Source organism: Corynebacterium sp. NML120713 (genome assembly GCF_001875735.1).
GTDB lineage: Bacteria > Actinomycetota > Actinomycetes > Mycobacteriales > Mycobacteriaceae > Corynebacterium > Corynebacterium pseudogenitalium.
Window position 1 is genome coordinate 59,216 of the sequence record NZ_MLCR01000010.1, and the last position, 26,174, is coordinate 85,389.

At 61.8% G+C, this 26,174-nt stretch carries 23 protein-coding genes and 1 tRNA gene; 16 read left to right on the plus strand and 8 right to left on the minus strand.

The annotated features are described in order from the left end of the window. Nucleotides 1-162: 162 nt before the first annotated feature. Together BJP06_RS04880 and BJP06_RS12285 are read left to right on the plus strand one after the other, a co-directional pair. Nucleotides 163-534, plus strand: a complete 372-nt coding sequence (locus BJP06_RS04880; RefSeq protein ID WP_071573033.1) for a hypothetical protein — start codon at nt 163-165, stop codon at nt 532-534. Nucleotides 535-756: 222 nt separating this feature from the next. Next, nucleotides 757-1,269, plus strand: a complete 513-nt coding sequence (locus BJP06_RS12285) for a hypothetical protein (protein WP_252931552.1) — start codon at nt 757-759, stop codon at nt 1,267-1,269. A gap of 881 nt (nt 1,270-2,150) precedes the next feature. On the opposite strand, the gene BJP06_RS04885 is transcribed toward BJP06_RS12285, so the two are convergent. The 3 genes from BJP06_RS04885 to BJP06_RS04895 form a co-directional block, all read right to left on the minus strand. Continuing rightward, complete coding sequence (locus BJP06_RS04885; protein WP_071573035.1) at nt 2,151-2,378, minus strand: three-helix bundle dimerization domain-containing protein; 228 nt, start codon at nt 2,376-2,378, stop codon at nt 2,151-2,153. Between the two features lie 94 nt (nt 2,379-2,472). Beyond that, complete coding sequence (locus tag BJP06_RS04890) at nt 2,473-3,537, minus strand: hypothetical protein (RefSeq protein WP_255365790.1); 1,065 nt, start codon at nt 3,535-3,537, stop codon at nt 2,473-2,475. Between the two features lie 319 nt (nt 3,538-3,856). After that, nucleotides 3,857-4,519 (minus strand): porin PorA family protein, encoded by a 663-nt coding sequence (locus tag BJP06_RS04895; RefSeq protein WP_071573038.1) that lies wholly within the window; start codon nt 4,517-4,519, stop codon nt 3,857-3,859. Here BJP06_RS04895 and BJP06_RS04900 point away from each other — a divergent pair. From BJP06_RS04900 to BJP06_RS11715, 6 genes are all read left to right on the plus strand, one after another. Next, nucleotides 4,481-5,623 carry an acyltransferase gene (locus BJP06_RS04900; protein WP_255365791.1) on the plus strand — a complete coding sequence of 381 codons (1,143 nt, stop codon included), beginning with the start codon at nt 4,481-4,483 and terminating at the stop codon, nt 5,621-5,623. The two genes, BJP06_RS04895 and BJP06_RS04900, sit on opposite strands and share 39 nt — an antisense overlap. A gap of 65 nt (nt 5,624-5,688) precedes the next feature. Beyond that, the gene (locus BJP06_RS04905) at nt 5,689-6,873 is read left to right on the plus strand and encodes an ABC transporter substrate-binding protein (protein WP_071573040.1); all 1,185 of its coding nucleotides are present in this window, start codon (nt 5,689-5,691) and stop codon (nt 6,871-6,873) included. A gap of 7 nt (nt 6,874-6,880) precedes the next feature. Then, complete coding sequence (locus tag BJP06_RS04910) at nt 6,881-7,930, plus strand: iron ABC transporter permease (protein ID WP_071573041.1); 1,050 nt, start codon at nt 6,881-6,883, stop codon at nt 7,928-7,930. A gap of 2 nt (nt 7,931-7,932) precedes the next feature. Then, nucleotides 7,933-8,658 (plus strand): ABC transporter ATP-binding protein, encoded by a 726-nt coding sequence (locus BJP06_RS04915; RefSeq protein WP_070975618.1) that lies wholly within the window; start codon nt 7,933-7,935, stop codon nt 8,656-8,658. 222 nt (nt 8,659-8,880) lie between these two features. Next, a complete protein-coding gene (locus BJP06_RS11875) occupies nt 8,881-9,966 on the plus strand; it encodes a serine protease (RefSeq protein WP_143110544.1) in 1,086 nt (361 codons plus the stop codon). A 9-nt stretch (nt 9,967-9,975) separates the two neighbouring features. After that, nucleotides 9,976-10,446, plus strand: a complete 471-nt coding sequence (locus BJP06_RS11715) for a hypothetical protein (RefSeq protein WP_083433200.1) — start codon at nt 9,976-9,978, stop codon at nt 10,444-10,446. A 242-nt stretch (nt 10,447-10,688) separates the two neighbouring features. Here the strand turns inward: BJP06_RS11715 and BJP06_RS04925 are convergent, their stop codons facing one another. The 3 genes from BJP06_RS04925 to BJP06_RS04935 all read right to left on the minus strand — a co-directional run bounded on the left by BJP06_RS04925 (nt 10,689) and on the right by BJP06_RS04935 (nt 14,499). Next, a complete protein-coding gene (locus BJP06_RS04925; RefSeq protein WP_070361796.1) occupies nt 10,689-10,961 on the minus strand; it encodes a hypothetical protein in 273 nt (90 codons plus the stop codon). 417 nt (nt 10,962-11,378) lie between these two features. Then, nucleotides 11,379-14,336, minus strand: coding sequence for an alpha-(1->3)-arabinofuranosyltransferase family protein (locus BJP06_RS04930; protein WP_071573043.1), 2,958 nt, complete (start codon nt 14,334-14,336; stop codon nt 11,379-11,381). Further along, a complete protein-coding gene (locus BJP06_RS04935; protein ID WP_071565697.1) occupies nt 14,323-14,499 on the minus strand; it encodes a DUF2613 family protein in 177 nt (58 codons plus the stop codon). The genes BJP06_RS04930 and BJP06_RS04935 overlap by 14 nt, the downstream gene beginning before the upstream one ends. Between BJP06_RS04935 and BJP06_RS04940 the strand changes: the two genes are divergently transcribed. The 7 genes from BJP06_RS04940 (at nt 14,500) to BJP06_RS04975 (ending at nt 24,386) form a co-directional block, all read left to right on the plus strand. After that, nucleotides 14,500-15,687 (plus strand): glycoside hydrolase family 3 N-terminal domain-containing protein, encoded by a 1,188-nt coding sequence (locus tag BJP06_RS04940; RefSeq protein ID WP_071573044.1) that lies wholly within the window; start codon nt 14,500-14,502, stop codon nt 15,685-15,687. It begins immediately after the preceding gene. A 25-nt stretch (nt 15,688-15,712) separates the two neighbouring features. Next, complete coding sequence (locus BJP06_RS04945; RefSeq protein ID WP_071573046.1) at nt 15,713-17,359, plus strand: VanW family protein; 1,647 nt, start codon at nt 15,713-15,715, stop codon at nt 17,357-17,359. A 796-nt stretch (nt 17,360-18,155) separates the two neighbouring features. Then, nucleotides 18,156-19,943 (plus strand): ABC transporter ATP-binding protein, encoded by a 1,788-nt coding sequence (locus BJP06_RS04955; protein ID WP_070361799.1) that lies wholly within the window; start codon nt 18,156-18,158, stop codon nt 19,941-19,943. Beyond that, nucleotides 19,940-21,688 carry an ABC transporter ATP-binding protein gene (locus BJP06_RS04960; RefSeq protein WP_070975613.1) on the plus strand — a complete coding sequence of 583 codons (1,749 nt, stop codon included), beginning with the start codon at nt 19,940-19,942 and terminating at the stop codon, nt 21,686-21,688. The genes BJP06_RS04955 and BJP06_RS04960 overlap by 4 nt, the downstream gene beginning before the upstream one ends. Before the next feature lie 34 nt (nt 21,689-21,722). Continuing rightward, entirely contained in the window at nt 21,723-22,319 is a 597-nt protein-coding gene (locus tag BJP06_RS04965; protein WP_071573049.1) for an MptD family putative ECF transporter S component, read from the plus strand. Continuing rightward, complete coding sequence (locus tag BJP06_RS04970; RefSeq protein ID WP_070361802.1) at nt 22,312-22,998, plus strand: energy-coupling factor transporter transmembrane protein EcfT; 687 nt, start codon at nt 22,312-22,314, stop codon at nt 22,996-22,998. The genes BJP06_RS04965 and BJP06_RS04970 overlap by 8 nt, the downstream gene beginning before the upstream one ends. After that, nucleotides 22,995-24,386 (plus strand): ABC transporter ATP-binding protein, encoded by a 1,392-nt coding sequence (locus BJP06_RS04975; RefSeq protein ID WP_071573051.1) that lies wholly within the window; start codon nt 22,995-22,997, stop codon nt 24,384-24,386. The genes BJP06_RS04970 and BJP06_RS04975 overlap by 4 nt, the downstream gene beginning before the upstream one ends. A 149-nt stretch (nt 24,387-24,535) precedes the next feature. Here the strand turns inward: BJP06_RS04975 and BJP06_RS04980 are convergent. Continuing rightward, nucleotides 24,536-24,609, minus strand: a tRNA-Gly gene (locus BJP06_RS04980). Between the two features lie 57 nt (nt 24,610-24,666). Beyond that, entirely contained in the window at nt 24,667-25,563 is an 897-nt protein-coding gene (locus BJP06_RS04985) for a triacylglycerol lipase (protein WP_071573052.1), read from the minus strand. A 44-nt stretch (nt 25,564-25,607) separates the two neighbouring features. Between BJP06_RS04985 and dcd the strand changes: the two genes are divergently transcribed. After that, nucleotides 25,608-26,171 carry a dCTP deaminase gene (gene dcd / locus BJP06_RS04990; protein ID WP_070479603.1) on the plus strand — a complete coding sequence of 188 codons (564 nt, stop codon included), beginning with the start codon at nt 25,608-25,610 and terminating at the stop codon, nt 26,169-26,171. Nucleotides 26,172-26,174 lie beyond the last annotated feature (3 nt).

The following is a 26,174-nucleotide window of genomic DNA, read 5'->3' on the forward strand; positions in this document are numbered from 1 at the left end:
AATCTTGCGATTTGGTGGGGCGGTCACAGCGTAGTTATTTCAGGTTGGGCTACTGCTGCTCACGCACAGAACAATTGTCTCTCTAAAGGTTGGAGTAACTGGTAATGTTGGCCCCCTTCCATTGGAGAGAGTCCTGAACATTATTCAAGAGGTTGTTTCGTAATGGCTAAGGTTACGCGGGAAAATAAGGTAAAAGCTTGCTTCACCTTGGTCTTTACGGGTTTGGCCTTATACTACTGCTTCTATACCTTTCTTAGTCGAGACGGTGTCTTGCCTACTAGTGTTGGCCTTGTCGGATTCGCGGTGACAGGTGTTGCAGTATGGCGATCGGTTCACCTTTTTCTCCAGCGCCCAGTTCGAGAGTTCTTGCAGGAAAGCTTTCTGTACTTCTTTCCTGTCTTCGCGGTGCCTATCGTCGGTGCGCTGCACGTGGAGTTTCCCTATTCCGGGCTGATGGCTTTTATTTGGCCTGTAGGTCTAGCTGTCTGCTTTGTTTATAACAACAGCTATCTCTCATGGGCTTCTAGGGGGTGACTTCTCCAAGAAGATTATCCGCTGTAGCGCAGGAGCATCTTCGCTAAGCACGGGGCTGGGCGCGGGCTACTTGTGCGCGACACTAACGGATACAACCGGTGCACCACGACCATGGCACGCTTTGAATACCACGCTTTGAGTGGTTTTTGGGGGGTGAGGAGCGTGTTTCACGTTCGTTTATATAGCGACCTCAGGCGCGTCGGGGGGAGTAAAATCCCGAGCATGGTTAACAGTGATTCTCGGGTGATTCCTTCGCCCCGTATCTACCTGGCATATGTGAAACGTTTATTTCTAGACGACCCTCGCAAGTCTTTACAGGTTTTGGCGGGAGCTAGTTTTGAGGAAAATACGATCCTCGAGTGGATCGAAGAAGGGAAACTGATAAACCATGAAATATGGTACGAGGACATTCCCATTGGCAACCTCTCTCACTCTGGAGCTGTGCCAAGTGAAATCCTCGTCCATTTTACCGGATCTTTTATGGACGAAGACTACTGGAATCACGACATTCAATGGTGGGATCCTGTAGGGCGTAAAGCTTTCGTCCCTGAGAGTTTACTCGGAATCGAGCGTCCTCGGCCGGAACGTGAACAAGCATTAGACGAAGACGGTTATTTGGGTGATGACACGTACCTGTGGAGGGTCCCATGCCCGTGGGAGAGTGACTTCTTACTGTCACCCTTCACGGAAAGAAGTAACGTGAACATCAATTATGGCCGTCCTTATTCAGTCTGAGTTTCATTCCGAAAGCTCGTCGGATGGTAACGCCACTGATTAGTGGAACAAACCAAGGCGCTCGGACTCGGACCTGGGGATATTAGGGTGGATTGAAAATTACGTCAGCAGTAGTGTGGTTTGTTGAAGAGGTATTGCGAAAGTGGTGAGCACTCGTTAGCCTGAAAAGTGACAGCATGGTTCGTTGCCGGACTGTTGCTGCTCTATAAAAGGGCCCCAACCAGTTGTAGCTAGTGGAGGCTCTCGGGCCTAACGACCCATGTGAAGTATCACCGTAATGAACTTCACGATAGCGGTCACAAGATTAAGGATTCCGCTCACCAGGTTGAGAATTGCCGTTCTCTTGGTGGCGGGGTCTTTTCCTTTGTGACCGGGCGTATCCAATGAGTGCTTACCCATCTTCTACCTCCCAAACGTCGTAGGGTTGTCCCTCGCCAAACAAGGCACACGGGGCAGCCCACGTCATGCACGGGCCTACCGCGCACCGACAGGGGGAGTCACGCTCGCATCACTGTGTAGGGACATCAGCGTGAGCCAGAATTAACGGTAGCGGTAATGGGCGGGCGGGCGGAGGACTCTGAAATCATTCCCACGATCACGGATCCTGGGAACTTTCTTTGTGGTCAGTCGTCGCGACCTGGGGAAACACTACGTCGGTCGACCGGAGCAGCTGCAAAACGCAAAATGGTTCCCGAGCTTGGGAACTATTTCAGCGGGCTCGAGCGAGCAAACGAAGTGGCCTGGGGAAACGCCTCCGGAGGGCCGCCGAGGCCCCCGAAAACGCGAAAAAGTTCCCGGACGCAGGGCGCGGGAACTTTTTGCAGATGGAAGGGAGGGGGATGGGGGCAGGCAGAGCGCGTTGAGTATGAGTGAACCGGAGTTTAGGCGGCTGCGAGGAGGCTGCCTGCGCGCAGGCGGTTGAGCATCTCGGCTTCGACGAGGACGGGGATGAAGTCTTCGACGGTTGCGGTGCTGCAGTGCTCGGCGAGGACGGTGTCGAAGGCGTCGTTGATTTCGGCTTCGCTGAATTGTGGGGTCCAGGCCTCGATGAGGTCGTGGCGGATGTTGCGAAGTACGCGCTTCTGGATGGTGTTGAACTGAATCTGCATAATGACGCTCCTTGTTAAACTCTTGTTTACCTGGAGTTCACTTTAACCTACGCGCAAGAATACTGCAAATGCTCCAATAATGGGTGGCTCCCAACTACCAATAGCGCCTGGTCAGCAGCGCAATCAGGGGCGATGTGCACCACAGTCCGAACAGTCCGAGGCCAAGCGGCGGCAGGCCGACGGGCGCGGCCCCCGTGTTCACCGAGCGGCCATCTGGGTACACCACCACGCCGACGCCCATCGAGGCGGCAAGCCCCACATCCGCGTTAAGGGCGGACCAGCGTGGGGACGGCGGGTCGACTTGCACGTCGCCGACGCGTAGCGCGCCGGACTCGACGACGTTCATGAGCTTGAGGGCGGGGTCGACGATGGGGGCGCCGTCGGTACGCAGGGCGAGGGTGGGGCGGTCGACGAAGAAGACGTCGCGGCCCTGGTGGTCGACGTGCGGGATCGGGAGGGAGGACGTCGGAACTGGGGTGAGGGCTGAGAGGGCGAAGGGGGCGTCGAGAAGCTGGAGGAGGGCGAAACTGCCCGCGAGTTGGGCGCGAAGCCCCGGGAGGTTGCCGGCGGCGGTGACGTAGGCGGGGATGGCGAGGATGAGGAGTTTGTGGGCGTCGCGAAGGAGGCCGCCGCCGGGAACGTACTGGATAATGGGGGTGAGTAGGCCCGCCCACGACGCGAGCGCCAGCGCGAACCCGAGGCCCGCCAGCGCGAGGAGGCGGCGCGGGACGTGGCGCCACGCCAGGCACAGCACGGCGAAGAGCAGCACGCCGAAGACGGCGAAGCCGGAGGAACGGGAGGCGGGTACGGCGTGGGCGTTCCAGATTCCGCCCAGGCCGAGCAGTGCACCGAGGGTGCCGACGCCCGCCTCCGCACGCGGGGCGAACATGGCGGCGGCCTGCGCCGAGGATGTGCCGTGCCCGCCGCCAACGGCGGCAACTGCACCGGCGACGACCCAGGGCGCGCAGGTCAGAGCGCTGAACAGCCAGCGCCGGGAGTGGAGGGCGGCGGCGATGGCGCCGGTTGGGGTCAGCGAACACACCCACTGGGCAGCGATGCTGCCACGCGCGCCAAGCGCCACCAGCGGCAGCAGCCAGGCGGCCACCGCCACCGACCACTGCCCCTGCAGCAGGCGCTCGACGACGAACGGGTTCCACACCGCGACCGTGATCGCCGCGAACCGGCCCCAGCCGTCGCGACCGATCCGCCACCCCGCCCACGCGGCAGCGGCGGCGGCGCCGACCACGAGCGCGCGCACCGCCAGCACCGGGAAGGGGAGGACAGCGAGCAGCGCGTCCTGGGGGACGTTGCGGGCCGGCAGGTCCCCGAAGCCGAGTGCGGCGCGGGTCAGCGCCATGTCCGGCAGGACGAGCATGTCCCGGTACGCGAGTGCCTCGCCCGGCGCGAGGAAAGGCCAGGTCACGCCCAGGACCAGGGCCACCGCGTAGGCGAGCAGCAGCCAGGAGAGCAGACGCCCCTTAATCACGGCGGCGCCGTACCAGCAGGACGAAGGCGTAGAAGAGCGCGAGCGCGCTGCCCAGGCGGGTTACGAACGCCATGACCTGGAGGGATTTGAGGATGTGGACGTCGTGAAGTGCGGCGGAGGCCGCGGCGGACTTGGACTCGTCGCTGAGCGTGTAGAGGCCCTGCAGCGGGCCGCGCGTGATGGTCCACGATTCGTCGAGGAGGCGGCCGGTGCGGCGCTCGACGTCGATGGTGCGCTCGGCGTGGTACTCGGGCACGTCGATGGTGGCGGTGTACCTGTAGGTCTCCAGGCCGGCGACCCAGCCGGCGCCGAGGTAGTCCAGGGGGACGACGAGGTCCGCAAGCGGGTCGTAGAACGGGTAGGAGCGTCGTTCCGGGTTGTACGGCAGGACGTAGCCGAGGCCCTGGCGCCCGCTGGTGGGGTAGGCGGAGGCCGGGTTGACCTCGAAGGAGTCCTCGGCGATCACGGCGCCCTCGTTGCGGACGGTGGCGGACATGGTCAGCGCTTTCTTGTCCGGGTTCGCCTCCGAGGGGCCCTCGGTGATTGAAAGGGTGCGGGTGAGGGCGGAGGGGCCGTCGAAAAGTAGGGTGCTTTCTGTGGGGGCGATGGCGCGCTGGTGGTTGATGATGAGCGGGGACAGGAAGTTCAGCGCCACGCACACCGCGATGATGGCGGCGCAGATGCCCAGGCGCCGTTTGCTTACAATGTCCACATCAGAAACATTAACGTACTCCCGGAACTGGCGGGCCTGCGCGGTATCGCGGCGCTCGGCATTGTGGTGACGCACGTGGCGTTCCAGACGGCCACCGACTCGCCGCTGCTGGCGCGCTTCGACTACTTCGTGGCCGTCTTCTTCGCGTTGTCGGCGTTTTTGCTGGCGCGCGGCGAGCCCCGCCCGGCGCGCGAGTACTACTGGCGTCGCGTCGCCCGCATTGTGCCTGCGTACGTGGTGTCCGTGGCGATTATTGTGGTGACGTTGCCGCCGCTCGCGGGCGTGCGCGCCGGCCCGCTTCTGGCCAATCTGATGCTCACGCAGCTCTACGTTCCCGGCGGGCTTATCGACGGCCTCACCCAGCACTGGTCGCTCTGTGTCGAGGTGGCGTTCTACCTGGTCCTGCCCGCCTACCTGGCGTGTGGACGCCGGGGCCGCGCCGTGGTGCTGGCGGTGGCGGTGGCGGCCGCCCTGGTGTGGCCGCACCTGATTCCCGCCCCGGAGCAGACGCCGGGCGAGCTGAACTTGCAGATCTGGCCGATCTCCTTCGCGCCGTGGTTCGCGGTGGGCCTGCTGTGCGCGGAGGCGGAGCGCGCCGGGTGGCGCTGGCGGCCGCGGGTGCCGGCGTTGCGCTGGGTGTTTCCGGCGTTGTCCTTGCCGGTCGCGTGGGCGGGCGGGGTGCTCGGTCCTGCGGGTTTGGAGCACCCGAGCGCCGCCGAGTTCAACGTCCGTGTGTTGCTTGGGGCGCTGTTCGCAGTACTCTGGATCGTGCCGTTCGCGCTCGCGCCGCGCTTGCACGGCACCGCGCTGTGCGCCCGCCCGGCGCAGCTGTTGGGCCGCTGGTCGTACTCGCTGTTTTTGTGGCACATGGCGGTGCTCCACGCGGTGTTCCCAATCTTGGGGGTATCGCTTTTCGACGCCCACTTCGTCCCCATCCTCACCCTGACGGTGGCGTTGAGCCTGGTGGTGAGCTATTTGTCCTACACGTGGGTGGAGGTGCCGGGCGCGCGGGTGGTGCATCAACTACGCGTCAAGCTTGTTAGGTAAGCCTTGCCTGATATATTGTTGATTCGCTCTATTGGAATGAATGTTACTACGGCAAGGAAATCACTGTGAACATCCTGCGTAAAGCAATGACCGGCGCCGTCGCACTGTGCGCGGCCGCCTCACTCGCCGCGTGCTCGGGCAACAGCGCCGACACCACCCCATCCGCCGAGCCGACCCAGGCGGACAAGGCGCTGACCGTCACCGACGTCACCGGCCGCGAAGTCACCTTCGACCACGCGCCGGAGCGCATCGTCCTCGGCGAGGGCCGTGGCGTCTTCGCCACCGCGCTGCTCGGCGGGGACCCCTTCGAGCACGTCGTGGCCTACGGCAACGACCTGACCAAGGCCGCCCCGGCGTTCAAGGACAAGGTCTTCGAAATCAGCGAGGGCGCCATGAAGGCGCAGGAGATCGGCAACATCGGCAAGGGCGACGTCTCCCTGGAGACCCTCATGGCGCAGGAGCCGGACGTCGTCGTGATGACGCTCGACCAGAAGAAAGTCGCCGAGGAATCCGGCCTCCTGGAAAAGATGGACCAGACCGGCATGAAGTACGTCTTCACCGACTTCCGCCAGTCCCCACTCGAGCACACCGTCAGCTCCGTGCAGCTGCTCGGCGACCTGCTGGGCAAGTCGGAACGCGCCAAGGAATACGGCGAGTTCTACGAATCGAAGGTCGAAGAGATCAAGGGTCGGGTCGAAGAGGCCGTCGCAAAGGACGGAGAGAAAGACGGCCTGATCTGGTCCGCCGCGGGCTTCGTTGACTGCTGCAGTACCCCCGGCAAGGCGAACCTCGGCCAGCTGCTCACCGCCGCGGGCGGCAACAACCTGGGCGAACAGCTCATCACCGCCGACTCTAAGCAGTTCAGCGCTGAGAAGATGATCGAGCTGCAGCCCGAAAACCTCATCGTCACCGGCGGCGAGTGGGCACGCAAGCCCGACCAGCCGGACACCTTCAGCCACGTCGAGCTCGGCTACCAGTCCAGCCCGCAGCGCGCCGCCGAAACCCTGAATAACCCGCTGGGCACTCCGGGCCTGGACCTGCTGCAGGCACCGAAGCAGGGCAAGTACTTCGCCGTCTACCACCAGTTCTACGACAACCCGTACAACGTGTTCGCACTTGAGGCGTTCGCGAAGTGGCTGCACCCAGAAGCCTTCGCTGACATGGACCCGGCAAAGGACTTCGAACAGTTCCACGCCGACTGGCTGCCATTCGACTACTCCGGCGCGTTCTTCGCCCAGGCACAGCAGTAGGGGAACCATGAACCAGCAAGATCAGGCGATCCGCGCCTACCACCAGCGAGGACGACGCAAACTCATCGCGATTAGCGCGCTGCTGCTCGTCGCGTTCATCAGCTTCGTCGTTGCCACGGTGGTCGGCCCGATCAACCTCAGCGCCTCCCAGCTTCTCGACGCCCTCCTCCACCCCAACACCGCACCCGAGCAAGCCTCCGTGGTGCTGTGGGACCTGCGCCTGCCGGCCTCGGTGATGGCGCTGCTCATCGGCGCGTCCCTGGGACTTGCGGGCGGGATGATGCAAACCATCCTGGACAACCCGCTCGCGGAGCCGTTCACGCTGGGCATCTCGGCGGCGGCCGCGTTCGGCGCCGCGATGTCGATCGTGCTGGGCATCAACCTGATCGCGCACCCCCAGTTCAACCTGGCGCTCGCCGCTGCGCTGGCCGCCTTGGTGGCGGTGGCCGTCGTCGCCGCAGCAGCCGTGTGGCGCGGCGCCGCCGCCGAAACCATGATCCTGCTCGGCATCGCCCTGTCCTTCTTCTTCCAGGCGCTGCTGTCGCTCATGCAGTACGGCGCAACGCTTGAGGCGCTGCAACAGATCGTCTTCTGGACGCTCGGCTCCATGCAGCGCGCCACCTGGCTCGCCGACGGCATCATCGGCGTCCTCCTTGCCGCCGCAATCCCGTTCGTGGTGTTCAACGCCTGGCGGCTCACCGCCCTCCGACTTGGCGACGCCCGCGCCGCCTCCCTCGGCATCAACGTCTCCCGCCTGCGCGTCACCACCCTGATCGTGGCATCCCTGCTGGCAGCAGCTTCGGTGGCCTTCGCCGGTGTCATCGGCTTCATCGGACTGGTCGGCCCCCACATCGCCCGCATGTTGGTCGGGGAGGACCAGAAGTTCTACCTCCCCGCCTCCGCCGCGGCCGGCGCGCTGCTGCTCACCGCCGCGCACGCCGTCTCCATCACCGTCAAACCAGGCCTGGTGATCCCGATCGGCATCATCACGGCCATCGTCGGCGTCCCATTCTTCGTCTTCCTGATCTTCTCCCGCTACCGCAAGGCAGGCCACTAACCATGATCGTCGCCACAGACCTCAACGTTGCCTACGGACGCACCCCTATCCTCCACGACATGACCTTTCGCCTGGGCACCCCCGGCGCCGTCACCGGCCTCCTCGGCCCCAACGCCGCCGGTAAGTCCACCCTGGTCAAAACTATCGCCGGGCTCAAAACCCCCACGTCCGGCACCGTCACCACCACCTGCGAGCCCCACGACGTCGGCTACGTCCCCCAAGACCTGCTGACCAGCGCGTCGCTGACCGCGTTCGAATCCATCGTCGTCGCCGCAAAAGCCGGAGGCGCCGTCACCAACCCACTCGAGGCCACCGCCGCGATGATGGACCGCCTCGGCATCCTCCATATCTCCGACCGGATGGTCTGCCACATGTCAGGCGGCCAGCGCCAACTCGTCGGCGTCGCCCAGATGCTGGTACGCGAACCCCAACTCCTCCTTCTCGACGAACCCACCTCCGCCCTCGACCTCCACCACCAAGTCAGCCTGCTCACCATCATCCGCAACATCGTCGCCGACACCGAACGCCAAGCCGTCGTCGCAATCCACGACCTCAACCTCGCCGCCCGCTACTGCGACGAACTCCTCGTCATGAAAGCCGGCCGCGTGGTCACGCACGGCGAACCCCTCGACGTACTCACCCCCGAACTCCTCGAAGAGGTCTACGGCATCGAAGCCCGGGTCCTGTACGACCCAGTCTCCGGCGCGCCCGTCATCTGCCCTGCGTAGGGGGTGGTAGGGGGTTGATCCGTTTTGGTATGGAACTGTTCTGGGTAGGCATTCAACAAGAGTCAGCGTAGGTGGGGTGCATATGTAACTTCGATGCCAGCCCCAGAGACAGATTGTGTTGCATATCACAGTATTGAAAAAGAGTAACATGCGTGATAATATCGACACCAATGTGTTTATCTCATACGAACGCAGCCTTCATCCCTACCTCAAGGAGCTGTCATGTATCTCAACTCCCATATCAGAAAGATCTTCAACTGGGCTACAGTCCTGGCATCATCGGCTTGTCTGGCCATGGCTGTGGCGCCAGTGGCAGTCCATGCTCAGGAATCATTCATCGGAGAAGAAGCTGAAACCACGGTCGGAGTAATTAACCCGAATGATCAGTCGACTAGATCAGTTTCCTCGGAGATGACACTGGATGAGTATTGGACACTGGATCGCATGTCGAGAGCCACTCCTGTTGATGCAACCCTCGACTTGCCATTTGCGGCGGACCGAGCAACGTCAAACAGCAAAGAGGTTGTCGTTTCCCCTGAAGTGCCAGAACGTGAACAAGAAGCATCAGAACCTATTGAACCGTTCTCCTCATCTCAAACGGCCAGTGAGGCGCACTCTCGAATCGGCAATTCCGGTGCTGCGAATGGAAAAGTATTTTTCTCAAAGAAAGTCAATGGCCAATATGAAGATCACGTCTGCTCCGCATCTGCCGTAAACTCAGACAACAAAAGTACCGTAATTACTGCCGGTCACTGCGTTCATAGCGGGAGCGGAGGTGAGTTTCATAAAAACTGGGTATTCGTTCCAGAATATACGATCGGTGTTGCACCCCATGGGAGATTCAAGGCCAATTTTATGACCACAACTACTGACTGGGCCAACTATGGAGCTACACCTCGTGGGTTTGCTTCTGACTTCGGGTTTGTCACTGTCAACTCAGAAAGAGGGAAACGTCTCGTCGATGCGGTTGGAGGCCATGGACTGCGCTCCGGAAATGCAGGTTCGTTCAAAGCTGACATAATTGGATATCCCCGCAAACGTTTCCTGGGTTCCGCTATGTTTCGGTGTACGGTACCGGTGAAAAACGAAAATTGGTCGTCCTTCAATTTCTACATGTCATATGGGTGCAACTTTGGCGGTGGTGCATCCGGTGGCGCATGGCTAGAAGACTTCAACGGAACTCTGGGGCATATCCGCTCCGTGAGTTCGTTTGGTCCTGAAAACGGTGCGTCGTATCTCGGTTCGCCGATCATAACCTCCAAGATTTGGGACATGTTTGATTCAACGGCGAGTCGGCCAGTGAAGTAAGGAGTGAGAATGTCTGGCATACTATCTAAATTCGGCATAAACGCAGGTTTGAATGCGCAAACTGTACATTTGGTCGGCGTTATTTTAACTGTGTTTGCGATAGTGGGAAGTACCATAGGAATAGTCTCAGCCACACCTGTCGGCGACGAACTCAGCAGTGCAATGGGGATCGTCCACAAAACTCGACAAAAACCTTTCGACCGAGAGGCGCGCAACGATCTCAAAAATGAGCGTCAAGTCAAATGGGCAGGCTATCAAGTAATTAGTCCGACAGAAATTCGAGTGTTCTTCCCCGCCGGAACCGAAACTTGCTACGGATACCGCGCGGAGACATCGGAGACCGCGACATCAGTAAAAGTTAGAGTGTACGAAGGGAATATTCCAGGATCGCCTGATAAGTGCATCCTGATCGGTTCCACGGCCTCCATGAAGGTGACGTTGCAGTCGCCACTTGGGGCTCGCTTGCTCCAGAACTGGTAGATCACCCGCCTGTTGTGTGAGAGTTTTCCGACGTTTCTTTGGCCCGTGCCCTAATGGGAACGGGCCAATTTACGGGGTGGAGCCCAATAAATCTCAGATTCACCCCGCGTACTCCGCTATCGTCATCTAGCCTGCCTAGTCCGCGGTGGGCCCATCGCACGCTTGTAATCCCACGCTTTCAGCATCGTTGGGGCGTGATGGACTGAAGACGCGGTAAAGCTATCGCCTGCAACCCGAAGAATTCAGGCTGATTCACCCTTCTGCCAAGCAACGATTGCTTCAGAAAAAGAGAGATCTGGATTCTTCTCCCGATAGCTCTTTAACTCTGCTGCCGAAGGGATTGGCAGATCAGAAGCAATAACATCATCGAGTGCTGAGCGCCGATTATGCGACCGCAACCCCCACACGCCAATCGCCGCGACTACCGTCGCAAGCAGAAACTGGCCGGAAAGAAGCCCCAGTACCGCCGCGAATAGAGCCAAATATGATCCAATGATCGTCAGTTTCTCAGACATAACGACACCTTTCGCAATATCTCGATCGTGCTATCTACTCAAAGCACTGGTCTTTGATTCCTGCAATTCTTGTCAGCTCTGCTGTGAGCACTGGCTGCGATCATTCTAGTGATTGCTGCCGCACATCGCACTCCTTTAATCCCACGCTTTTAGCGAGTTTTCGGCTGAGAGGCAGGCCGGGTGCGCACCAAATTCCTGCATGAGGTTCGCGCGACCTGGGGGTTTGTAAATCCGCTCGCCGAAAACCCGGAATCTGGTGCGAAGAAGCAGCGGTCGTGGGAACTTTCTTCGTAGACAGACGACGCAACCTAGGGAAACACAAGTGTTAGTCGACCGGAACCGGCCGAAAACCCAAAATGTTTCCCGGGCGCGGGAACTTTTTCAGCAGGCGGCGGGGCCAACACTCAGTCCGGCCACCTAGTCCGGCCAGGCGAGGCAGGCCACCGCGACGCACCCGGCCACGAGCATGAGGGTGGCGTCGCCGGCGTACCCGGCGGAAGGCCAGGGCGCGCGGGCCAGCCACAATCCCATGGCGGTGATGGCGCCGGCGGAGGTGTATCGGCTGGCCAGCAGGGTATAGCGGCGCACCGTCCAGACCCCGATAGCGCTGACGATCCCGAGTACCGGGTTGATGCACAGAGCGGCTGCCAGCGGCAACGCCGCCACCATCCTGCCGGGGACGGGGCGGGCCGGAGCGCCGACGCCACGGCGGCGCCACGCGAACCACAGCAACACCAGCGCGGTGACCAGGCTGAGCGCCGCCCCGCCGAACAGGCTGAGGCGGTAGGGGTGCTCGCCGGCGAAGGAGAACGTGAGGGTGCCACTGTGGCCTGCGGGGATGCGGAAGGCGAGTTGACCGGCGTCAATACGTTGGGCGGTGAGGGGTTTGCCGTCGAGGCTGGCCTGGAGGCCCGGGTTGAACGCGCGGGTGGTGATGAGCAGTCGGTCCTGGTCGGCGGGCACAACTGTGCTACCAACCACCGGCTCCCACGAAACAGCAGCAGGCGCAGGCCCGCGTCGCAGCGTGATCGTCTCGGCGTCCGTAACCAGTTCGTGGCGCCCGGCGGGGAGGAAGACGGGGTTGGTGGCGGAGGAGCCGTCGATAAGGGCGGGGGAGGAGAGGTGCCATTCGGCGTCTTCGGCGGTGGTGAATGCGCGCTGCAGGACCGTGGTTTCAGGCAGGAGGCGCTGGAAGAAGTAGGTGTCGGCGGTGCCGGGGACGTCGACGATGCGGTGGATGCCGGCGTCGATTTCGGTGATGCCGACGGGCTCGGTGAGCGTAAGGGTGGTTTCGCCGTGCACGCTGATGGTGCGGAACTGGTCGGCCACGAGGCTGAGCGTGCGCTCGCCGGAAACGTCTGTGAGCTGCACTTTCGTGTTGGCGGTGGTGGTGATGGTGGCGGTGTCGGCGGTGGGGGTGAAGCGCAGCCACGGGTTTGGGTCTTGGGCGGCGGGCCACCAGGCAGTGTCGTCGAGACCGTCGAAGGCGGCGGTGAGTGAGCGGGAAGCGCGGGCGCCGCCGAAGGCGGTGGCGTCGGCGGCGGAAGAGGAGGCGGAAGCGCTGCCCTCCATTGCCACGCCGACGGGTGTGCCCGCAGACGGGTAGTCCGGCACCAGGTTGCGTACGTCCGTGCCCTCAGAGGTAGCAGCGAGGTGCGCGGACTGCGCGCGCTGCACAGCGCCGTAGTTACGCACCGCCAACGCCGGCGTATCGGTCACGATGTCCGCATCGCCGCTGGTCAGGGTTGCGGGGAAGTAGCCGAACTCGCGCCACAGAAGGGGCAGGGCCTCGCCGCCGGCGTCGACGCGCACGGGGGTGGCGCTAGTCAGCATCATGTCGCGCGTGGGCTCCAGCGCATAAATATCGACGTCCCCGAAGCGCACGGTCGGCTCGCCAAGATTAGGCACGCTTGTCGACGCCACCTCCTCCTCCAAATCGTGCCGGACCACGACGACGCCCACCCCGATGGCGCGCAGCGCCTCCGTATCCACGGCGCGGACCTGGCCGTCGAGGCCCCGGATCGCTTCCGGGTCGACGAGGGGGATGGCGTCGCGCACTGCGAAGCGCGCCTGACTGAGCGCCTGGATGGGTTCGTCGCGCGTCCAGCCCCAGGTCTGGCGGGCGAAGGGGGCGGCGGGGACGACGAGCGTGCGGGTGCCGGTGGCGTGTTCGTCGAGCCAGCGGGCCGCCGCGACCCAATCTTTGGACGGTTCCTGCCAGGTGCCTTGCGGAAGGAGGCGCAGCGACCACGCCGGGGATACCGCGACCGCCACCAGCGTGACGGCGCCGACCAGCTGCGGGGTGCGCGCCCGGGACACTACCCACCCGGCTCCCAACACCAGGGGGAGGCGGACTAACGGGTCGAATTTGTGCAGGTTGCGGAAGGCGGCGAGGGGGGCGTCGAAAAGTGAGGGGTGGGCGTGCGCGAAACACAGCATGCCGACGCCCACCGCGAAGACGGTGATGAGCGGGGCTCGGGCGGGCATGTCGCGGCGGGCGAGCCCCGCGATGCCGAGCGCCGCCACACCCGACGTGAGCAGCACGAATACGGGTTCGGTGACTAGGAGGTGCCCGGCGGCGCGCTCTGCGTCGACGAAGGGGGTCCAGCTGGTGGTGCCGCGCAGGACCTCGATCGGGTTGAGCCACGCGGTGGTCACTGAGGCGGACTCAATAAAGTCGGTGAACGGCGGGGAGTAGCGGCCGAGCACCACGAGCGGGCCGAGCCACCACGCGTTGACCAGTACCGCCCCCACCGGCCACAGTGCGGCGGCCCGCCACTGGCGCTGCGCGCACAGCACGAGCAGGGCGGGTAGGCAGGCTGCGATGGTGGCCGTCGCGTTGACCGCGCCCATGCACGCCACCGGCAGTAGCGCGGCGGCAAGGCGCGGCCCCCGGCGTTGGTCCCCCAGGAGCGGCAGCAGCGTCCACGGCACCAACGCCACCGGCCACGCCTCCGAAGAGATGGCGGTCAGCGTGGTCAGGATGCGCGGGCTGAACGCGTAGAGCGCCCCGGCCACCGCCGGGCCCGCCACCCCGCGCATCCCCAGCCGTCTGGCCAGCGCGTACGTCCCGGAGAACGCCAACCCGACCAGTAGCGTCCACCAGCAGCGCTGCAGCACCCAGGCGGGCAGCGGCAGCAGGAAGAACGCGCCCTGGGGGAAAAGGTAGCCGTACGCCTGGTTCTGCAGCTGCCCGAGCGTGAAGCGGTCCGTGTAGGCGTGCATGGCCTGCGCGAGGAACCCGGCCGGGTTGGTGGTGAGGTCGAACTTGGTGTCTGCGGCGATCTGCCCGGGCGCCTGCGCCCACACAATCAGCGCGATGATGACCCACGCGACCAGGTGGGGAATACAGCTGCGGAGTTTAGCGCGCGCCATATTCCGGGCCGCCAAGCACGGCCTCGTCTGCCGGGACGGCGTTGGACACCGGCACGGAATTCTGCCCGGAGAACGCCGCTACCCCAATCACGCCCACCACGCCGAGCACAACACCGACGACGGCGCTAGCCACAACGGAAGGCAAGGTAGTACGGTTTGACATGTGCAAAAGCGTACCAGACGTGTATGGGGGTCCGCCGCGGCGACGGCGGGGCTCGTCGTCGTGCTCGCCGGGTGCGCGCCCGAGCCAGCCCCACAACCCGTGACGACGCCCACTCCGCTCCACAACCACATCCCACTCCTGCCCACCGACACGGTGCCAATTACCGAGATTGTCCCCAAAACGCCTGCTCAGCAGCGCGTCCCGGAGGACCTGCGGGCGCGCGTCGCATCCCTCATGGTCGTTGGTGTGAAGAACTACGACCAGGCCCGCGCGGCCCTCGACCAAGGCGTCGGCGGCCTTATCATCCCCAGCTGGGCCGACCCCAAACTTCTCGACGACCCCGGCCGCGACATCAACGCCCTTCGCGAGCAGTACCCGCGCGGGTTCACCGTCGCCATCGACTTCGAAGGCGGCCGCGTCCAGCGCCACACCGACGTCCTCGGGGACTTCCCCGCGCCGGGCCGCCTCGCCACCGGGACGCCCGCGGTGATCCAGGGCACCGGCTACGACATCGGCCGCTCGCTTCGCGCCCACGGCATCAATGTGGACTACGCCCCCGTCGTCGACATCGACGCCGCCGACCTGGCCATCATCGGGGACCGCGCCTTCCACCGCGACCCCGACGAAGTCACCCGCATCGCCGCACTCTTCTCCCAAGGCCTTATCGACGCCGGCGTCACCCCCACCTTCAAACACTTCCCAGGGCACGGCCGCGCCTCCGGCGACACCCACAAGAAGCTCGCCACCACGCCACCCATCGGGGACCTGCACGCCTTCGACTTGGCCCCCTACGGCGAGCTCCTGCAGCGCTTCCCGCGCGCCAGCGTCATGGTCGGCCACATGATCGTGCCCGGCCTCGGCGCCGAGGGCGTGCCCAGCAGCCTCAACCCGGAGGCCTACCGCATCCTGCGCGAAGGCGACTACCCCGGCGGCGTCCCCTTCGAAGGCGTCGCCGTCACCGACGACCTTTCCGGCATGCGCGGCATCCTCGAATACGCCCCCACACCCGACGCAGTCCGCCTCGCCATCAGCGCAGGTGCCGACCAAGCCCTCTGGTCCTCCGGCCACGACATCGCAGGCATCATCGATGGTGTCGTAGCGGGCGTCGAAAAGGGAGAAATCCCCGAATCCCGCATCGACGAAGCCGCGACCCGCGTGCAACAACAACTCATTGACGTTGGGTTATAGCCCAAATTCTATTACCCTGGGGCGGGTGAATAGGGCAACAAAGATCTTCATCGGCTTCTCCGTGGGCGTGCTCGCGGTGCTGCTGGCCATCTACCTCGCCGACCTGGCGCTCAACCGCGGCCACGTGCCGCGCGGCACCACCGTCGGCGGCGTCGCCATCGGCGGACTCACCCCGCAGGAAGCAGAAGCCGAGCTCAAAGCCCAACTTGGCGACGCCCCCTCACGCCCCATCACCGTCACCTCCGGGCCAGAGCGCGCCGAAGTGGTGCCGCAGCGCGCCGGGCTCGGCATCGACTACGTGGCGACCATTGAGGCGGCCGGGCTGCAGTCCGCAAGCCCGATTGAGCGCCTCAGCGGCCTGATCCGAGAGCACGAAGTGGCCGTCGTTCCCAGCGTCGACGACGCGAAACTCGCCCCCGAAATCACCCGCCTACAGAAAGAACTGCACCGCGACCCCGTCGACGCCGCCATCAGCCTCGAGGGTGGCACCGCCCGCGAACGTACCCCCGAAGACGGCCAGGACGTGCCCGCCGACGCGCTGCGCACCGAGCTGACCACCCACTGGCTCAACCCCGATGGCGTCACCGTTGAGCCGCAACCAATAGCGCCGCGCATCGGCGCTTCCGCTCTGAAGGAAGCGTTGGACGGCCCGGTCCACCGCGCCCTCTCCGGCCCACTCACCGTCAACGGCCGCGAGAACGTCACAGCCGTGATCCCGAAGGAACGCATCGGCGAAATCCTCCACTTCGACGAAACCCTCACACCCATCGTCGACCACAAAGCAGCCGGCGCGATCCTCGGCGAGCAGCTGCAAGAGTCCGAGGTCGAGGCCAAGAACGCCCGCGTGCTCACCAGCGGCGGCATCGAACCCTCCGTCGACGGCATCAACGTCGACTGGGACACCACCTTCAAAGGCTTCGACGACCGCCTCCTCCACAACGCCGACCGCACCTGGGACGCCACCTACAAAAACGTCCCCGCCACCTTCACCACCGCCGACGCCGAACAAGCCACCTTCAACGACACCGTCGGCTCCTTCACCACCGGCGGATTTTCCGGCGCCTCCGGGGAAAACATCCGCATCGTTGCCAACACCGTCAACGGCGCGATCGTCAACCCAGGCGAAACGTTCTCCCTCAACGGCTACACCGGCCCCCGCGGCACCGCCCAGGGCTACGTGGAATCCGGCATCATCATCAACGGCCGCGGCGGCACCGCCGTCGGCGGCGGCATCTCCCAGTTCGCCACCACCCTCTACAACGCCGCCTACTTCGCCGGCATGACCGACGTCGCCTCCACCCCGCACTCCTACTACATCTCCCGCTACCCAGCCGGGCGCGAAGCCACCGTCTACGAAGGCGCCATCGACCTCGCCTTCCGCAACGACAGCAACCACCCCGTCAAAATCGTCACCAACTACGGCGGCGGCAACATCACCGTCAGCCTCCTCGGCGTCAAGACCGTCAACGTGCAGTCCATCAACGGTGGACGCTGGGCCTACACCCAGCCACAACCCCGCACCGTCACCGGCCCCGACTGCGCCCCATCCGGCGGCGCCCCCGGCTTCACCACCTCCGACACCCGCGTGATCACCGACCTCGACGGCAACGAACTTAGCCGCGAAACCACCACCACGGTCTACGACCCGCAGCCCATCGTCCGCTGCGGGTAGGGTCTCTGTTCTTGGCTTCTTCCCTTTCGCTTCAGTGACAAAAGACGCACCTCTTGACGTCTAGCCCTTTTACGGCCTGCGGTTATGGCGACCAAATTTTTCCGGGTTGCGTCTTTTGTCACTCGCGTCTCCGCCCACCTCAAAAACGGCAAACGTAAACACCCCTGCAAAAGGGGTGTTAGTGGAGGCTTAGACGTCGAAAATGATAAAAGCCGCATGAGCCACTAAACCCCTGTTGAGCTGGGATTTAGCTGTTTTTGAGACTGCTCGCTACTTCGCTGGAGGTTCGGCGATCCGGCAGTCATCGCTGTAACGCCCACTGGGGGTGGCGTCCGTTTGAAGCCAAGGGGATCTGCGGGTGGGCTTGCGTTAGCGGGTATCTGGTTAGGGGGTGTCATCGCTTTCAGCTAGTGGTTGGAGGGCACGGAGTGTTTCAATACCGGCTTGATTGAGCGTTTCGAGAATTAACTCTGTGAGTGTTTCGCACTCTTGAGCAGTAGATGGACTTGCTTCAAGTTCGTGTTGGACAGTCCTGAAGTGCTTGATCGGTGCGAACCCATTTCGCGGGCGCGGCAAACTTCCAGCCCAAGAGCCTTCGTTCTTACAGATGTAGAGTGGAGCGCACTCATTGACCACGCCATCGTAGACGAGGATACGATCCGGTTGGTATTCCGCACCGGTGAACAGGTAAGCATGGCCTTGAAAGGGTGATGCTCGTATCGGTTGATGTGCACGGTTAGGTACACCTCCCAGAAGGCGAGTAAGGTTAGACTTACCTAATAAGGATGGTGTTTACGTGAACGATAGTGTAACGGATCAGGTTGTTGACGGTGAGTATGGGTCCGCGAAGGAAAAATCTGTCGCTGGCCAGAACGCGATCCGTCAGCTATCGCAGCCGGTGAAAGGCAAACTGTTTATCGCGCAGGTTTTGGCTTTTCTCTCAGGCGTGTTGGCTATTGCCCCGTATGTGGCTCTGGTGGAGCTTGGCAGAGAACTTATGCAAGACCAGGTGGACCCGGCGCGGGTGAACTGGATCGTCATGCTCCTCGTCAGCGCATACATGGCCCGGTTGACCTTATATTTTGTTGCATTGGGCGTGACGCATTTTATTGACCTGTCGTTGCGTAATCAGATGCGTCGGCAAATTGCCGCCCGAATGTCGACTGCTCCGCTGTCGTGGTTTACCCGCGAGGGTGAGGGGAAGATCCGCAAGACCATTCAGGATGATACGGCCACGGTGCATACAGTGATCGCGCACGGGCCGATTGAGAAACTGAACGCGATCGTATCCCCGCTCGCCTTGTTGGTGTATGCGTTTGTGGTGGATTGGCGGCTCGCTCTGCTGTCGATTGCGACGATTCCGATTTATGTGGGCATGTATGGCATGTCGATGCGTGGGATGAATGAGAAGACCGCACAAATGGACACCAAGCTCGCTCAGGTTTCGGCAACGATGGCCGAGTTCGTTGCCGGTATCTCAGTGGTGAAAGCATTCGGCAAGGTCGGCCAAGCACATAAAGCCTATTTAGATGCGGCTAACGAGTTTTCTAAGTTCTACCGGGCGTGGTGTATGCCGCTGGTGTCGATGTCGGTCGCCTCATTTTCGTGGGTGTCGATCCCGGTGTTGTTGATCGTGAACCTTGGCGGTGGCGCGTTGATGATGAACGCCGGTTGGGTGAGCATCTACGAGGTGATAACGACGACGTTGATCGCCTTGGTGCTGCCGGGAGCGTTGATGGCAGTCGCAACCATCGCCTGGTCGTACCAGCTCGCAGGGTCTGCGGCAGTGAGGCTGGTGAACGTCATGGAGCTACCAGCGTTGAGTCAGCCCGATGCGCCACAGACACCACACGGTCATGATATCGAGATTCGGGGTGTGTCGTATGCCTATGACGACACCCAGGCATTAGACGAGGTGAGCCTGAGCATTCCGGCAGGCACGGTGACCGCGCTGGTTGGCCCGTCGGGTGCGGGGAAGTCGACGTTGGCGAGTTTAATTGCCCGCTTCGATGACCCGGACGCTGGCACGATCACTATCGGCGGGGTTGATCTAAAGAGCATTTCCCAGGATTTGTTGTATTCGACGGTCGCGTTCGTCTTGCAAGATGCACAGCTTATTCGCGACACCATCCACAACAACATTGCCCTGGGCGCGCCAGACGCAACCTTGGATCAGGTGCGACAGGCGGCGAGAGCCGCGCAGATCGACGAGTTCATCATGAGCCTGCCAGATGGTTACGACACCGTGTTGGGGGAGGACACCCACGTTTCGGGCGGGCAGGCAGCCCGTATCGCGATCGCCCGGGCGCTCATGGTTGATGCCCCAGTGTTGGTGCTGGACGAGGCGACGGCGATGGCGGACCCGGAATCGGAATCGAAAATTCAACAAGCTCTCTCGACTCTTGCCAAAGGCAGAACCGTGATTGTGATCGCCCACCGGTTGGCCTCGATCAGGGGCGCGGATCAGATTGTCGTCATGGAACGCGGGCGCATTGCTGTGGTCGGTAAACACGACGAGCTGTTGGGTAATGCGCACTATCAGGCACTTCTTGCCCAAGGTGCATGTGAGGAGATGACACGATGAATCAACTATTGCTGCCACGCTTTAAGCGTTTGATGGAACCCGCCTCGTGGCGTGACCTCTCGGTCGGTCAAGCGTGGGGTGCGGTCTCAGGACTGTGTCACGGCTTTGCCCTGCTGATTCTGCTTCCCGCAGCAAGTGCCCTAGCGACCGGAATGCCGGTGTGGGGGTTATCGTTTTGGGGCTGGCTCATCGCCTTGGCGGTGATCTCGGTAGCGGGTGTAGGCACCGAGTTTTATGGCATGCGCACCGGCTATATTGGCGCGCTCGGGTTCATTCACGACGTCCACCACGCAATAGGTAACAAAGTAGCCCGCCTACCGTTGGGAGTGTTCGATTCGGGTAGCTCTGGCCGACTGTCGCGCATGGTCACCCAGGAAATGATGAACTTGGGCGAGTCGGCGGCGCACTTCATTTTCTCCCTCGTCCAAAAACTCTCAGCCGTGCTGGTGATCACTGTGGGAACCTGGTTCTGGGATTGGCGGCTGGGACTGACCTTGACGATCGCGTTCCCGATCATGCTCGCCTTCCTCCATATCTCCCGCGTGCTTCTTGATAAAGGTAAGCAGGTTTCCGAACCAGCTGAGTCAGAATTGGCGGCTCGCATGGTCGAATTCGCCACCTGCCAAGGCGCGCTGCGCTCCTGCCATGTCGCCGACGACTACCCGGCCCTTGATCGGGCATTCAAACAGGCTGACCGCAAAAGCCGCAAAGCATTGTGGATCGAAACATTAGCGAACCTGATTAATGGAATGTTCGTCCAAGCCCTTGTCGTGATAATGATCTGGCTGACTGCCCAACTCGCCCTCGGCGGGCAAATGAATGCGCTGAACGCCGTGGTCACAATCGGCATGTGCCTGCGGTTCACCACCATGCTCCAAGACATCGGTGGCTGCATGACCGGGCTGGAAGAACGCCGCCAGCAGATGAACCACGTCGACAAGGTCATGGATGCCCCCGAACTGTCCGAACCCGATGCCTCTACACCAGTGAGGGCACCTGGTGATGTTCGTTTCGAGGACGTCACCTTCAGCTACGATCCGGACACCCCGGTGCTGCACGATATGTCCTTCCATGTCCCGCAAGGCGGCATGTGTGCCCTGGTTGGTCCATCTGGGTGCGGGAAGACGACGATCGCCCGGATGGTTGCACGTTTCTGGGATGTGCAGTCCGGCAGCGTGCGCGTTGGCGGAGTGGACGTGCGCGAGCAGACCACCGAAGATTTGATGCGCCAGATATCTCTGGTCTTCCAAGACGTCTACTTATTCAACGACACTCTCGAAGCCAACATTCGCCTTGGCAATCCCGAAGCTACTGATGAAGAAATCAGGTGGGCCGCTGAGCTGTCGGGCGTGACGGAAATTGTCAACCGCCTCCCAGACGGCTGGAATTCATTGGCGGGTGCTGGCGGGCGTGCACTGTCAGGTGGGGAACGCCAACGAGTGTCCATCGCTCGCGCCTTGGTGAAGAAAGCCCCGATCGTGCTGTTCGATGAGGCCACCAGCGCGTTGGACGCGGAAAATGAAGCCAACATTGTTGCGGCGATGAACGAGCTGCGTAAGCACTCCACACTAATTGTCATCGCCCACAAACTTGAAACCATTCGCCAAGCTGACCAAATCATTGTGCTCTCCCACGATGGGCGTATCGCCCAGCGCGGGTGCCACGACGAGCTGGTCAACCAGCCGGGTCAATACCGCGATTTCTGGCAAGAACGCATCAACGCAGCTGGATGGCAACTCGTCTAAACACAGCACGTATAAGCACATGAAAGGAAAAACTATGTCTACGCCTACATCCTCGCGCCTCAACACGCGCGACTTCATCAACATTGGCGTCTTCACCGCCTTGATGTTCGTCATCGTGTTTGCATTCGGAATGCTCGGGTTCATCCCCGCCGCCATGTATGCCGGCTTCTTGCTTTCTATTCTCGTTAACGGCATCGTCTTTGCGCTGTTCACAGCACGCACTCCGAAGATGGGGGCATTGACAATCATGCTGATTATCATCGAAATCCTCTTCTCCGTGACCGGCCACTGGGTAGGGGGAATCGCGGTGGCCGCTGTATTCGGCCTGCTCGCCGACCTAGTCATTACCAAGGGGCCGAAGAGCGTGAAGGTTCGCGTTCCGCTGGCATACGCACTGTTTATTCTGCCGATCTATGTTTCCCCGTGGATGCCGCTATTTATGGACCAAGACGCATATATGTCGCAGATCGCCGAACAAATGGGCGCCGAGTATGCCGCGAAGATGGCGCAGGTTGTCACGATTCCGATTCTGTTGGGCTTCTTCGTTGTGATGCTCATCGTGGGCTGGCTTGCTGGTCTGTTGGGAACCAGGGTGGCGCGTAAGCACTTTGAACGGGCCGGTCTTGTCTAAACTTCCCGACCCGCGCACGATTATCGTAGCGCTCGTCATCGTCTCCACCACGATCTACAGTGCCTACTCGCCGTGGTTCGTGTGTGCTCTGGGCGGATTCGCCGCCGTGATGCTGGCGAGCGCTGCGATCAACCCCAACACGCTCGTGCGCCCGAGCTGGGTGGCCGTCTACCTGGCCACGTTTGCGGTCCTCGGCGGGCTCGTCTTCGTGATACCACTGGTGTGGAAGTCAACGGTCAGCGCGTTCCTCATGCTGTTTTTGCAGTGGATGTGGCGATTCAGTGTCAGCGCAGGCATGGGCGCATACGCGATCGGTGTAATCCGACCCGCCACCTTGCAAAAAGCACTCGTCAGCTCACGGATCCCGACCTGTTTCACGATCCCAATCTCGGTTGCCTTACGGGTGCTGCCCGTGATCGGCCACGAGGTTAAAGCGATCTCAGATGCGATGAAACTACGCGGCATGTCTGCGTTTTCCCTGCGCGCGGCCCAGTACTTCACAATCCCGCTGCTATCGACCGTGGTACGCAGCGGGGACGAACTGGCATCTGCTGCCCTCGTGCGAGGACTGGGCGGAACCGCAAAGCCCACCTCAGTCACGGTCGTGAAATTCCGTGTGATCGACGCAGTCATTCTGCTCGTCGTTATCGGCTTCGCGATATGGAGAATCGTCCTATGACAATAACCCAAGCCACCGGCGTCACCTTCACCTATCGAGGAGCAGACCACCCCTCAATCACTGACGCAACCATCACCATCACACCTGGAACCGTCACCTTGCTGTGTGGCGCATCGGGATCGGGGAAAACCACCGCGCTACGGCTGTTTAACGGGCTCATCCCGCACTTTCACGACGGCGACCTTACCGGAAGCGTCACAGTCGACGACATTGACGTGGCACGAGTAGATCTATCAGAGCTTGCCCACCACTGTTCGACAGTGTTTCAAAACCCACGCACCCAGTTCTACACCACTCACGTGCGCCAAGAACTCGCCTTCGGCCCAGAAAATCTCGGCCGCGCCCCGCAGGAGATCTGTGCCCGCATTGACGAGGTTGCAGCCGAGTTAGGTATCGCCGACCTGTTGGAATCCCGCGTCACACAGCTGTCGGGCGGGCAGATGCAACGCGTGGCCTGCGCCGTCGCCATGTGCAACAACACGTCGCTGATCGTCTTTGACGAGCCGACCGCGAACCTATCAGCTGATCTTATCGGCCAACTCGCCACACTCATCGCCAGGCTCAAAGCTGATGGACACACGATCATCATTGCTGAACACCGGCTAAGTTTTCTTTCCGGGATCGCTGACCGTGTCTACTGCTTCGACAAAGGCAAGATCGCCCTCACCGCAACCGGCGAAGAGTTCTACGCTACCTCGGATGAGGAGCGCAAACAGCTTGGACTGCGATCCCTAGTGACTGTGTCTATGCCACAACTTCCGGAACCGGCAGGGGAGGGGCTCACGATCGACAACCTCACCTTCGCCTACCGGCAGGGGAAAACGGTTCTCAACGTCGACCATGTGCTCTTTCCGGCAGGGAAAATCACAGCGCTCCTCGGCCCGTGCGGTTCAGGGAAATCAACCCTGGCACGCATTGTTTGCGGACTAGAAAAAGCCAAACACGCATCCATCACACTCAATGGACAAAAATTCCCCAGCCGTGACGCCTACCTTGTGATGCAAGACCCTACCCGACAGTTGTTCTCAGATACCGTCATCGACGAAGTCACGCTCGGCACGACCAAAGCCGAAAAGCAACACATCGATGCCCACGCGATCCTTGAAGAACTCGACCTTGCCGACCACGAGGCTGACCATCCCCAAGCACTCTCTGGCGGGCAGCGCCAACGCCTGGTTATTGCTACAGCGCTTGCTGCGAACAAGAAAGTTTACATCTTCGACGAACCCACGTCCGGTGTTGGCTACAAGCACCTTGTCGCGATTTCCCGAGTAATGCGTAAACTCGCTGACACTGGTGCCGTCGTCATTGTCATCACCCACGACGCTGAACTCGTTACCGAGGTCGCCGACCATAGCGTCCGCCTTGACCAGATCAACGCCTGCTAACGCAAACGCTCGCTCAGCCGAAAGAGAGGAAAGCGCTTCCGCAGGTCAGAGCTAATGCGCTATACACTCGCTAACGCAAGCGATTTTCTTGACCCCCTTGGGGCGTACGCGCTAACGCAAACGCCTACTTATCATTTTCGACGTCATAGTGGAGCCGGCGACGGGAATCGAACCCGCACTCTCAGCTTGGGAAGCTGATGTTCTACCACTAAACTACGCCGGCAGCGCATGTAATGCAGCAGTGGGTAATTTTAGCACCGCGCTGCTAATTCGCCAAACGCTAGCGGGCTGCGTCGGACCCGTCGGGGAGTGCGCTGAGTGAGCAGGCGCGCTGGTTGGGGGTGCGGTCGTCGGCGGTGCGCTCGAGGCCCCACCGGGTGAGGGCCGCGACGGTGAGGTCGGACTGCATGTTGGGGTGCAGGACTCGGCCGGAGTTCGGGCAGGATGCTTCGATGTTGATGTTGGCGACGTCCGCTCCGTCGACGGCCTGCAGGATTGAAGTGCTGTTTGGGGTGGCGGTGGTGTCGGATGGTGAGTAGAGCGTGGTGTATACGATTCCGGCTTGGGTGTCGGGAAGCGTGTTGAGCGCTTGGATGACGGGGGAGTCGTTGAGTTGTTGGACTGCGCCTGGTCCTGCAAAGAACGCTGCGAGACGCGGGAATGCGCGGGCGATGGGGGAGAGGATTTTGCCGGTGCCGTTGAGGTCGGTGCCGTGGAAGGTGGCGCCAACGGTGACTGCGCGGCGGACGTTGTCGCCTCCGCCGAGTTCGGCGATGTACTTCTTTACGAGTAGACCACCTTGGGAGTGGGCAACCAGGTCGACTTGGTCGGATCCGGTTGCTTCTTTGACTCGTTCGACGTTGCGGGCGAGTTCGCGTGCGGAGCTGTTGATGTCGGCGTTGCCGTAGGAGCCAGGGAAGAGAGATGGGAGTCCGCTGCCACGGCCGTAGTCGAAGCCCCATACGCAGTAGCCTGCGGCTTTGAGGGCGACGGCGTTTTGGGCCCACTTTTCGGTGTTTGCGGAGGTGCCGTGTACATAGAGCACGGGTGTTGTTTTGTCGGCGGCGGGGACGCAAGAGGCGTCGTTAAATATGTCGCTGGTGTTCGCTGTGGCGATTGGGGCGCCGCTGACCGCGAGAGCGGCGGTCAGGAGAATGGTCGAGAGGATTCGGTGCATGCGTTTACTTTAGCCCCACCCCAAAGCAGGCTAGACTAGGCGCCGTGCTTCTTTCAGACCATGACATTCGTGACGCCGTTGATTCGGGACGCCTCGGTATTGCGCCGTATGACGCTGCGTTGGTGCAGCCGTCGTCGGTGGATGTGCGTTTGGATCGGTTCTTCCGCGTGTTCAATAACTCGCGCTATACCCATATTGATCCGCGTGAGGAGATGCCGAATCTGACTACGCTGGTGGAGGTCCCTGAGGGTGAGGGGTTTGTGCTGCACCCGGGTGAGTTTGTCTTGGCGTCGACGTTGGAGAAGTTCACGTTGCCAGCCGATTTGGCTGGGCGTCTAGAGGGCAAGAGTTCTCTGGGCAGGCTTGGCCTGTTGACGCACTCGACGGCCGGGTTCATCGATCCGGGGTTTTCGGGCTACATCACGCTTGAGCTGTCGAATGTGGCTAATTTGCCGATCGTGCTGTGGCCGGAGATGAAGGTCGGCCAGTTGGCGTTGTTCGCGATGACGTCGCCGGCGGAGGTGCCGTACGGCAGTGGCGCGTTGGGCTCGAAGTATCAGGGGCAGCGGGGTCCGACGCCGTCGAAGGCGTACTTGAACTTCCGGTAGGAG

Bases quoted from the DNA above. Each gene is read 5' to 3' on its own strand.
- BJP06_RS04880 (WP_071573033.1), top strand. From the start codon at position 163: ATGGCTAAGGTTACGCGGGAAAATAAGGTAAAAGCTTGCTTCACCTTG.
- BJP06_RS12285 (WP_252931552.1), top strand. From the start codon at position 757: ATGGTTAACAGTGATTCTCGGGTGATTCCTTCGCCCCGTATCTACCTG.
- BJP06_RS04885 (WP_071573035.1), bottom strand. From the start codon at position 2,378: ATGCAGATTCAGTTCAACACCATCCAGAAGCGCGTACTTCGCAACATC.
- BJP06_RS04910 (WP_071573041.1), top strand. From the start codon at position 6,881: ATGAACCAGCAAGATCAGGCGATCCGCGCCTACCACCAGCGAGGACGA.
- BJP06_RS04915 (WP_070975618.1), top strand. From the start codon at position 7,933: ATGATCGTCGCCACAGACCTCAACGTTGCCTACGGACGCACCCCTATC.
- BJP06_RS11875 (WP_143110544.1), top strand. From the start codon at position 8,881: ATGTATCTCAACTCCCATATCAGAAAGATCTTCAACTGGGCTACAGTC.
- BJP06_RS11715 (WP_083433200.1), top strand. From the start codon at position 9,976: ATGTCTGGCATACTATCTAAATTCGGCATAAACGCAGGTTTGAATGCG.
- BJP06_RS04925 (WP_070361796.1), bottom strand. From the start codon at position 10,961: ATGTCTGAGAAACTGACGATCATTGGATCATATTTGGCTCTATTCGCG.
- BJP06_RS04930 (WP_071573043.1), bottom strand. From the start codon at position 14,336: ATGGCGCGCGCTAAACTCCGCAGCTGTATTCCCCACCTGGTCGCGTGG.
- BJP06_RS04935 (WP_071565697.1), bottom strand. From the start codon at position 14,499: ATGTCAAACCGTACTACCTTGCCTTCCGTTGTGGCTAGCGCCGTCGTC.
- BJP06_RS04960 (WP_070975613.1), top strand. From the start codon at position 19,940: ATGAATCAACTATTGCTGCCACGCTTTAAGCGTTTGATGGAACCCGCC.
- BJP06_RS04965 (WP_071573049.1), top strand. From the start codon at position 21,723: ATGTCTACGCCTACATCCTCGCGCCTCAACACGCGCGACTTCATCAAC.
- BJP06_RS04975 (WP_071573051.1), top strand. From the start codon at position 22,995: ATGACAATAACCCAAGCCACCGGCGTCACCTTCACCTATCGAGGAGCA.
- BJP06_RS04985 (WP_071573052.1), bottom strand. From the start codon at position 25,563: ATGCACCGAATCCTCTCGACCATTCTCCTGACCGCCGCTCTCGCGGTC.